General features: G+C 41.0%; 10 protein-coding genes. 7 read left to right on the top strand and 3 right to left on the bottom strand.

All coding sequences use genetic code 11. The annotated features are described in order from the left end of the window. Window positions 1–332 precede the first annotated feature (332 nt). Window positions 333–1,703: a DUF2330 domain-containing protein gene (locus ACM0OS_RS26945; RefSeq protein ID WP_414546246.1), complete on the bottom strand. Its 1,371-nt coding sequence runs from the start codon at window positions 1,701–1,703 to the stop codon at window positions 333–335. Between the two features lie 14 nt (window positions 1,704–1,717). After that, window positions 1,718–2,560, bottom strand: a complete 843-nt coding sequence (locus ACM0OS_RS26940; protein ID WP_414546248.1) for an RnfABCDGE type electron transport complex subunit D — start codon at window positions 2,558–2,560, stop codon at window positions 1,718–1,720. Between the two features lie 309 nt (window positions 2,561–2,869). Between ACM0OS_RS26940 and ACM0OS_RS26935 the strand changes: the two genes are divergently transcribed. The 4 genes from ACM0OS_RS26935 (at window position 2,870) to ACM0OS_RS26920 (ending at window position 4,972) form a co-directional block, all read left to right on the top strand. Then, window positions 2,870–3,535: a phosphoribosyltransferase gene (locus tag ACM0OS_RS26935; protein WP_414546245.1), complete on the top strand. Its 666-nt coding sequence runs from the start codon at window positions 2,870–2,872 to the stop codon at window positions 3,533–3,535. A 68-nt stretch (window positions 3,536–3,603) separates the two neighbouring features. After that, a complete protein-coding gene (locus ACM0OS_RS26930) occupies window positions 3,604–4,233 on the top strand; it encodes an HPF/RaiA family ribosome-associated protein (RefSeq protein WP_414546244.1) in 630 nt (209 codons plus the stop codon). 4 nt (window positions 4,234–4,237) lie between these two features. Continuing rightward, window positions 4,238–4,450, top strand: a complete 213-nt coding sequence (locus ACM0OS_RS26925; protein WP_414546243.1) for a hypothetical protein — start codon at window positions 4,238–4,240, stop codon at window positions 4,448–4,450. Between the two features lie 48 nt (window positions 4,451–4,498). Next, window positions 4,499–4,972, top strand: coding sequence for a YbhB/YbcL family Raf kinase inhibitor-like protein (locus ACM0OS_RS26920; protein ID WP_414546242.1), 474 nt, complete (start codon window positions 4,499–4,501; stop codon window positions 4,970–4,972). A gap of 483 nt (window positions 4,973–5,455) precedes the next feature. Here the strand turns inward: ACM0OS_RS26920 and ACM0OS_RS26915 are convergent, their stop codons facing one another. Beyond that, window positions 5,456–5,899 (bottom strand): pyridoxamine 5'-phosphate oxidase family protein, encoded by a 444-nt coding sequence (locus ACM0OS_RS26915; protein ID WP_414546241.1) that lies wholly within the window; start codon window positions 5,897–5,899, stop codon window positions 5,456–5,458. A 238-nt stretch (window positions 5,900–6,137) separates the two neighbouring features. Between ACM0OS_RS26915 and ACM0OS_RS26910 the strand changes: the two genes are divergently transcribed. From ACM0OS_RS26910 to ACM0OS_RS26900, 3 genes are all read left to right on the top strand, one after another. Further along, window positions 6,138–6,242, top strand: a complete 105-nt coding sequence (locus ACM0OS_RS26910) for a DUF4351 domain-containing protein (RefSeq protein WP_414546247.1) — start codon at window positions 6,138–6,140, stop codon at window positions 6,240–6,242. 114 nt (window positions 6,243–6,356) lie between these two features. Then, window positions 6,357–6,878 (top strand): DUF5132 domain-containing protein, encoded by a 522-nt coding sequence (locus tag ACM0OS_RS26905; protein WP_414546240.1) that lies wholly within the window; start codon window positions 6,357–6,359, stop codon window positions 6,876–6,878. A 159-nt stretch (window positions 6,879–7,037) separates the two neighbouring features. Then, complete coding sequence (locus ACM0OS_RS26900; protein ID WP_414546239.1) at window positions 7,038–10,022, top strand: cation-translocating P-type ATPase; 2,985 nt, start codon at window positions 7,038–7,040, stop codon at window positions 10,020–10,022. Window positions 10,023–10,066: the final 44 nt, after the last annotated feature.

Here is a 10,066-nt window from a genome sequence, read left to right as displayed (position 1 = left end):
ACAGAAACTGCATGAAAAATTTTGAGCATCTCTCCCACAAAATCAACACCCTAGTACACACCTGAGTTTTCACATCATCAAAGTCTCTCTCCTCGTAGGCTACCGTGTACATACAAATGATCTGATCCCCCTAAATCCCTCTTAAAAAGGGGGACTTCAAGAAAATTTCCCCCCTTTTCAAGCGATGCCCTGAGCAGTTCGGCACCAGATACCGTGAAAAGTTTGTCGGGTGTATTGTCGCGTAACGCAACACACTATTCTCAATTCTCGGTGCGTTAGAACTAACGTCCATAACGCACTCTACGAGATTCAAGCCTAGATCTGTCAATAGGCTATAACTTCAACCACAATAAGAAATTTTGCCACCAAGAATTAGTCAAATTACCCACACTTAACTTCATTTTTTGGCGAATGTCTTGAATATTCCAGTTGGTTAGCTTGGCTAGCGTCTGCGCTTCTTGTTCAAAACGTTTGGGTAAAGACCGTTGGTATTCTCTGCCAGATGGACAATTGATTTCACCTGTAAACGGATGTTGGAGGACATAACGCCCTTGAAACAATTGGCGGTTAGAAGTTTCTTGAAAAGTTGGATCTTCTGGAAATTTATCACGGGTGTAGCGGATATGCAGACGAGTGATAAAAACATTACTGTTGGGAAATGGACGACGGAAGTTAGGAGAATTTGGTATGTTTGCTGAATTATCATCAAGCCAAAATACACCGGCTTGCTTAAGTTCTTCTGGGTTCAAGGGGTCGGCAGAACAAGGGTCACAATTACTCATATCCCAGGCATATTCTAAAAAGGCGACTTTCTTATCTTCTTTTGTATAAGAAGTTTGAAACATCGATTTGTAAAAGTCACTAAATTCATTTTTTACAAAGATAGGAATATTGGCATCAGTAGGAATTTTTACTGTTCGGTAGTTAGTGATTTCTGCCTCACCTTTGGGAGAAAGAATATAGACAATCAAATCCTGTTCAGTGGTGGCATTAATCATCCCCAAACGAATTGGCAAAATGAATTTGGGTGACTGATAAGAAATTTGCAGAGGACGGAGAAATTGATAACCAGATTGCTCAAATTTATCTAGATTGACTTTAGCAACAAAGAATTTCATGGAGGAGCGAATATAAGGATTAAGTAATTGTTTTGCTCCTCGCGGAATTTTATAGCCGTTGCGGTTGAGCCAAGTTTCTAGTCCACCAGATTCTTTAGCACTCAAAATTACAATGTCATATTCACCAACATTAAAACGCGCCTCAACTGTGACACCCAAGCTAGCATCACTGTCTCTTCTACTCCCTTGTCTTGCTGTGGGGCTAGGTGCTGCTTGAGGCATGACAGATTCGTAAACTGTCGGGGTACAAGGATCTGAATCGAAATACTCTACCAATCGCGGCGCACTAAAAGCATCCAATCGCTCAACTATTTTGGGTTGGGCAACACGAACTTGCTCTTTTTGCAACACTGTAGGTACAGGTACTACCATAGCAAAATCTTTAACTTCGCCTTGGAAGTCGTTGGCCATTGTCAACACAGTGCGATCGCCATCCCGCGCAATGATGACCTGAGAAGCTTTGTTATATAATTTGGCATCAGCTTTGGCAACATAAAACCCACAAAATGCCCAAGCTGTCGGCGCAAAGCACAACACAGATATAACTACTACCAGTAAAGGAATTATCAATTGAAATCGCTTCATTTTATACCTCATTGTTAAGTGCTGATTGCCGAGTTATTTTCTGGCTTTCCTAACCAAGCAAATCTTGGGGCTGACCAGAGAACATCAAATAGGATGCTCAATGGGGCTAGGGCGAATAATGCCCAAAAAACTGCTGTGGAAACAAAGAAATAATTCCGCAAAATAAATGTCAAGATGGCGATACATACTGACCAAACTACACGCCCAATTTGACTATTGGGAATTGACCGGGGATCGGTAACCATAAACAAAGCAAATAACAGCAAAGACCCACTCATTAAGCGATGTCCATAAACATCCCAAGTCCAACCCAAGTAAAGATTACGAATTGCTTCTAGTAAGGAGTAGGTACTTAAAAAAGCGGCTGTAGTATCCCAGCGACCAATTTTTTGTAAAATCATGCCGCCAGTCCCCATAAATAACAGCCCATACCACCATTGCTCACCCCACTGTCCTGGTGAAACCCAAGCATCGGGGGTCAAAGCTAAAGCGGTAATTATCCCAAAATTGGCGGGATTAAAAAAATGCTTATGATTAACTTGCAACAGAAATTTGCTAGCGATCGCACTAGCAGCGGCTAAAGCCATTGTTGTCCAATGGTCAGACCGCAAAAGTAGGCTGAGTCCCAAGGAGGTAATTAAAGCACTGCGGAGATTCAGGGAAATTGCTGACTCTGGGTCTTGCCATTTGATGATCTTGGTCTTGACGAGGGACAATAGCCATTGAGTAAATAAACAAGTGGCGATCGCTACTCCGATTAATTCTGGACGCAGTGTCCAATCTCTGGTACCAATTCCCAAGACAAGGAACAAGCTCAGAAATAGAATTTGATAGTCACGTATATCTTTGAACAAAATTACCCCTTCATTCAGGGATTACCCGGAGATTTTTCACCAATTTAGACGAATGCTAGTTCAAACCGCAGTGCTGTTACAGAATTTGTTACAAACTCAGTATGAAATTTCTGTGTATCAATAACTCTGCCATTAGATAGAAGGGTAGATCGGTTATGTCGCCTCGTTAGTCAGAGGACAGAGAATGTATAACTTTCTAAGATCAATTGAGATGAGAACAAATCAATCCCTTATTTGCATTAGGAAGTCAAAAACCAATGTGTGTGAAGACCTAAAAGCTCTTTTCTGAGCCAAAATCAGGAGCATAACACCATGTTATTTAAAAACCGAACAACCGCAGGTCAAACTTTGGCTAGGGAGTTAGCAGATTACGCTAATCGCTCAGATGTAATCGTGTTAGGACTACCCAGAGGTGGTGTACCTGTGGCCTTTGAAGTTGCCAAAGCATTAAAAGCTCCCTTGGATGTGGTTGTAGTCCGTAAACTGGGTGTACCGGAACAAGAAGAACTGGCAATGGGGGCGATCGCTTCTGGTGGCGTGCGGATAATTAATGAACATATCGTCAACCAGATGAATATCTCCGATGACATGATTGCCAGAGTTGCCGTGCAAGAAGAACGAGAGTTAGAGCGCCGGGAACTACTTTATCGAGGCGATCGCCCCTTCTCTGATTTAAGAGAACGTACCGTGATTTTGGTAGATGATGGTTTAGCAACGGGTGCAACCATGTGGGCCGCCGTGGCATCTGTGCGCCGACAACACCCTGCTCAGATAGTGATTGCTGTGCCTGTGGCTACAACTGAAACCTGCCAAGAGTTAGCAACGGCTGTAGACAAAATTGTCTGCGCTGCCACACCCAGTCCTTTTTATAGTGTGGGTATGTGGTACACAGACTTTCCTCAAACTACAGATGATCAAGTCCGCCACCTACTAGCAAAGTCTGAAACTAACCATCAACCATTATCCCTTGGTACTTGACAAGCTTTTGTCTTAGGGAATATCAAGATTGATTTTTTTTAGTAGCCTGTTGAAATTTTGACAAAAATATGAAAATCTCACCAGAAATTACCTATCGTAATGTCGAGAAAACAAATGCGATTGATACCTTAATTCAAGAAAAAATTGCCAAATTAGAGCTTGTTTGCAATTACATCAATAGCTGTCATATAGCCATTGAAAAGACACACGATCGCCCGCGTAGCGGTTCACCCTACCGAGTCAGAATTGATATGACCGTCCCACCGGGTCACGAAATTGTCGCAGAAAGCAATCCCGGAGAGAGTAATCAATATGATCCTTTAGATGCAGTAATTCGGGATGCTTTTAATGCTGCACGTCAGCAGTTAATCAAATTGAGTGAGCGTCAGCAGGAAAGCCATCGCGCCCAGAATCAAGAGGTAGAACAGGAGACAACGGCACTGGTCACCAAGCTATTTCACGACAGGGGCTATGGCTTCTTGAAAACTTTGGATGGTCGAGAAATCTATTTTCACCGTAATAGTGTGCTGCATGACGATTTTGAACGGTTAGGAATTGGTACAGGTGTACATTTTTCCCTAGAAATGGGAGAGGAAGGCCCCCAAGCCAGCACCGTCAAAATTGTAGATAAGCCAGGTGTTCGCGCTGGCAAGTCCAATCAGACTTTAATTGAACCACCATTAGACTGGAGGGAATAAGCGTGTGAACTCACAAGTTGACGAACTCAAACAAACTGCATCCCAACTGCTGGCGGCGATGCTATCCAATCCCCACATTTACCCAAAGGTTAGTGATGAGGGAGGCTACGGAACGATGGAACAGCAATTGATTATTGTGGCTGTTGAAATGGCTGAAAGCTTAAACCAACATATCGAAAATCCTCTTCCCCAAGGTGAGCCACAAAAAAAGTGCTGAATGCTGAGTGAAGAAATTCAAACTTACGAAATGAATTGGTAATTGCGTATGGAACTACAAAGCTTGGCTTTTTTTGTTGGTAGTACGATTCCCTTTAAATACACCTGCGATGATACTAATATTTCCCCTCCTCTGAGTTGGGATAGTCCACCTGAGGGTACAGTGAGTTTTGTTTTGCTGATGGAAGACCCGGATGCTCCCAAGCAGACTTTTACTCACTGGGTTGTCTATGACTTACCAGCTAATCTGCGTCACCTACCAGAAGGCATAACACAAGAATCTCATTTACCTGGTGGCGGTGTTCAAGGGGTAAATGATTTTGGTCAGTTGGGTTTTGGTGGCCCTTGTCCACCTAGCGGCACCCATCGTTACTTTTTCAAACTTTATGCCCTTGATCAATTGCTAGGATTGCCACCAGGAGCTAGAAAAGCTGAAGTCCTGGCAGCTATGAAAGGTCATGTTTTAGAGGCAGTAGAATTGATGGGACGCTATGCCAGACAAAGCTCTGTAAATGTTGGATGATTTCATTCAAGCAGCTTGATAGTCTGTATAGCCTTGAATATTTTCCGGCTCAAATTAACGTAGTGGCATGGCAAGGCCAAAATGTAGCATTAAGACTTCTATTTTTGCTATTGCTATCAGGACTTACGTAACCAACCACGTATTTCAGTCATTGCGACCGTAGGGAAGCAATCTCAAAGCCTTGATTTTCGTGGCGAGTGCGTAAGTCCTAGCTATTTTGAGCAAAAGTAAATAACCTAAGAACTCTGAAATTTTCAGCTTTGGATTTGAGAGTTCCTAGGATAGTTCCATTACTACTACTGCTACTAAGCAAAATAACTATTAGTATTTTGTCAGACTTCTAACTTAAGATGGAACTTATTTTTTACAAGGATGATTTAATCAAGGCTCAAGGGTAGCAAAAAACCGTGAGATTAGAATTTCAGCACTGGTTCACATTTATTCTGGTTTTTTATGCCAATGCCCTACAATATTTGCCTATCCTTACAGTTTAATTTTTTGTGGCTGAATGCTGGAGGCACTATCCCAGTAATCAGCTTGATTAACATTCACTTTGAGCAAAATAATATCGGGTTCGTCTAGTCCCTTGGGTAGCCAAGTATGAAGTTCTGGCTGCCATTTTTCTTGCATTTTTTGGCGGTCTGTCACTAATTGCGCCGTACCTGAAACAGAAATATATCGCTGCTTATCAGGTGATGTAAAACTCACATTTACCTGTTGATTATGTTGAATATCGTTCACTTTCTGGGAATGTGTATAGCTAAAAAACCACAGTGCGCCATCAGAGCTAATTTCACCACTTTTGCACATAGGACAACTGTGTAATTGACCATTTTGGTCAACTGTAGTTAACATACCACTGTTAATATCTGTAATTATTTCCCGCAGTTGTTGAACTTGTTGATCACGGTTTGTAGAAGTTGTCATGTTATTTACTCTTTGATGTATGTTCGTTTTCTATCAAGTTCGTAGTCAGGACTTTAGTCTTGATTGTTCAATTTGACCAACTACTAGTCATAATCTACCAGAGCTAGTAAAGCCCTTTTTCACTATTACGGATATTTGTGATGAATTACGTGACTCTAGAGGTGGAATTTTGTGAAATATCCTTCTTCCATGTATACCCAGAGAGAGACTAGAGCCTAAAAAATGAGAAAGATGAGGGATTTTTGCATCTGCGATCGCCCTTTTAGAAGATTTAAGCGAAGCACTGTTAGATTTTACCAGTTTAGCTGATTTGCAATCTTGGTTAGAAGGGCAAATCAATTAATCTAAATGGTATTGCAGCATAAGATCTAAATTTTGCGACTTTAGGCTGATGTAAATCAAGAAAAATTTAATCAATCTTGTATATTAATGCCCTACTCCCGGAGAAGATTTGCAGATGTCATCTACCTTGGACTTGCAAGATGCTAATATACCGGAAATTGTCGATAATCTGGCAACAATTATTTTCTCACCTCTAATTGTTCCTGTTGCAGAAGCTGTAAAACAACCTGTAATCCGAACTACCATTCAAGAAGGTATGGCTTTATCGGCAAGGTTGTGTCAAGTAGTGACAGAAGTAACCGAGGCTTTAGAACAAATATCAGCACAAGTAAATCCCGATTTGACTACCAACGGGCGGGAAAAATTTAGTTCTAGAAGTAGCCAACAGACTTTAACAGATGGTAAATCCGTAATAGCCCAAGATTTAGAGAATTTGATGTCTGACATTAATACTGATGTCAACCACATGACAAATGGTGTTGCTGATTTGCGGTTGCTAGTGCCTCTAGCTTTGGGTTTATTTGCTATCCGACAATTGATGAAACAGGGTCTAAAATTTGAAGAAATTCCTTGGTATATATTGGCTTGGTTTGCTTTTGATGCTTTTATAAAACTTAACAATAACAACGAAATATAGCGATTATATATATCTGAATACTAGCTAATTACTTTGAGTGTTTGTAAGTCTTAACAGTAAAAATATTCAGAGCTTATTTTTAGTCTCTATAATTAAAATTGGGTAGACAAATTATAACATATCTGTATTTTGAGGGCATTATTAGGAGCAAACTTGGCTGTGATTCAAGCAATACACACCGCTGTCAAAGGCAGAGCTAGATATAAAGTAAAAGAATTATATCAGTCACCATCTTTGCAAAAATATATCGAGCGATCGCTTGCCAGTAACCCGGAAATAATTTCAGTTTCTGCTAATCCATTAACCAGCAATATTCTGGTTTTTTTTACAGATAAAATCAGGTTTAATGCCATAGCATTAATAATTGATAATATTGTTATAGATTTTAAAAGAAAAACTAATTCAAATCAAACAAAACAATTAAATAAATCTTTAAAAACACAGAGTAAACCTGTTGTTAAGTCCCTTGGGCAACCAAAAAACGATTGGCATTTAATGGCAGAAGATATCGTTATCCATAAATTAAATACTTCCAAGATATCAGGATTATCTAGTGAGTCTGCCACAATAAATCTGACGAAATATGGCCCTAATATTTTATCTATAATATCAAAACGTTCCTATTGGCATATCTTAATTGACCAGTTTAAATCTCTGCCAGTGGCTTTACTGGGGGCGGCTGCGGGCATTTCTTTACTAACTGGCAGCGTCATTGATGCCGTAGTGATTATGGGTGTTGTGGGTCTGAATGCCATAATTGGTTATACCACAGAAACTAATTCTGAAAAAATTATTCATTCTCTCAACAGTCGAGAGCAAAAATTAACTTGGGTAATTAGAGAAAGTCAGCAGATAGAAATCCCTACAGAAGATGTGGCTTTAGGAGATATTTTATTGCTCAAACCAGGCATTTATGTAGCAGCAGATGCTCGATTGATAGCAGCAGATAATTTAACTATTGATGAATCTACTCTGACTGGCGAAAGTATCCCTGTGACCAAAAATACGGCATCTCTCCTGGGTAAAGATGTGTCGTTAGCTGACCGTCTAAATATGGCTTATAAGGGTACTTTAGTCACTGGCGGACAAGGACTAGCTGTGGTTGTGTCCACTGGCCAATTTACAGAAATGGGCAAAATCCAGGAATTAATTAGTGAGGCTATTGCGACAGACACACCTCTAGAAAAACAACTTGATGAAGTGGGAGGTCAACTAGTTTTAATTGGTATGGGAATGTGCAGCCTGGTTTTTGGTTTGGGAGTACTGCGGGGATATGGTGTACTCACCATGATGCAATCATGTATATCCCTTGCAGTGGCTGCGGTTCCCGAAGGTTTACCCACAATTGCCACAATGACTCTGGCTTTAGGTATCCAAGACATGAGGCAGAATAATGTTCTTGTTCGTACTCTCAGCGCTGTGGAAGCCTTGGGTTCTGTACAAACAATTTGCTTGGATAAAACTGGGACAATTACAGAAAACAAAATGTCGGTGGTGGAAATACACACCAACACCCGACAAATTACAGTACAAGCAGAGAATATCAATCCCCATAGCAGCGATGACTTGTTAAAGCTAATTCATGTAGCAGTACTGTGTAATGAAAGTGAAGTCAGTCAAGAGAATGATGGTGAGTATGTGGTTACAGGTTCGGCTACAGAAAATGCCTTAATCCACATGGCCATTAGCGCCGGGGTGAATGTTATGGATCTGAGACAAAAATATCAACTGCGGGGAAGCAACCTGCGATCGGAAAATCGCAACCTCATGAGTACAATTCATGAAACAAGCAATGGCCCCAAGTTGATTGCTGTTAAAGGTAGCCCCAACGAATTGATGCAAATATGTCAATGGGGACTAGAAAATGGGCAATTAGTACCTTTAACACCAGAAAACAGGCAGGCCATTGAACTTGCCAACGATCGCATGGCCGGAAAAGCATTGCGGGTGTTGGGGTTAGCTTACAACCATGTTGACGATTTAAATAATGGCAATAATCACGAATCAGACCTGATTTGGCTGGGTTTGGTGGGAATGGCAGACCCCATCAGAAAAGGTGCAAAACAATTAATTGGGGACTTTCATCAAGCAGGTATTGATACAGTCATGATTACCGGCGATCAAAGTCCCACAGCTTATGCGATCGCTAAAGAGTTAAATTTAAGTCAAGATCAGCAAATAGAAATTCTCGATTCCACTAATCTCGACAATCTCACCCCCGAAGCACTAACAGTACTTTGTGACAAAGTTAACGTTTTTGCCCGCATTAGCCCTAGTAATAAACTGCAAATTGTCCAGGCGTTGCAAGCAACAGGTAAAGTAGTCGCCATGACAGGCGATGGAATTAACGATGCACCAGCACTCAAAGCCGCACAAGTAGGTGTAGCGATGGGTAAAGGAGGAACCGATGTCGCGCGTGAAGTTGCAGATATTGTCTTGGAAGATGACCGACTAGAAACCATGATGATTGCTGTCAGTCGGGGACGAACAATTTACAACAACATCAGAAAATCTGTACATTTCCTCTTATCTACTAACCTCAGCGAAATCATGGTCATGACTGCCGCCACCGCCGCAGGTTTAGGCGAACCCATGAATGCTATGCAACTGTTGTGGCTGAATTTAGTCACTGATGTTTTCCCTGGTTTGTCCTTAGCGATGGAAGCACCAGAACCGGACGTATTGAGTCAGCCACCCCGCAATCCCCATGAACCAATCATCAAAAATTCTGACTTTGGCAGAATTATCTTTGAATCAACAATACTATCTACAAGTACCCTAGCCGCATACGGTTACGCCATCCTAAGATATGGTATTGGTGCCAGGGCAAGTACTGTTGCCTATATGACCCTGACAACTGGGCAACTATTACATACTATTAGTTGCCGTTCGGAAAAACATAGCATATTGAGTCAAGAAAAAATACCAAATAATCCCTACTTAAATGCGGCTATCACAGGTTCTTTTGCGATCCAACTCCTAGGTATAGTTATCCCACCCTTGAGGAAGATTTTAAAAATTTCCCCTATTAGTATTGTGGATAGTGCTGTAATTAGCGGTGGTGCTTTACTGCCTTTATTAATTAATGAAAGTACGAAAAAGCAAGTTTATAGTCAAGACTCTAGCCCTCAAAATACAGGGTAAGCTCATCTAATTTGGTATAGAGAAAACTTGACATAACAAAGAAA

Source organism: Nostoc sp. CCY0012, from assembly GCF_963920855.1.
In the GTDB taxonomy this organism is placed as follows: Bacteria; Cyanobacteriota; Cyanobacteriia; order Cyanobacteriales; family Nostocaceae; genus Cyanocohniella.
Note: the sequence above shows the minus strand (reverse complement) of the source record. Positions and strands in the feature narration are given on the sequence as shown.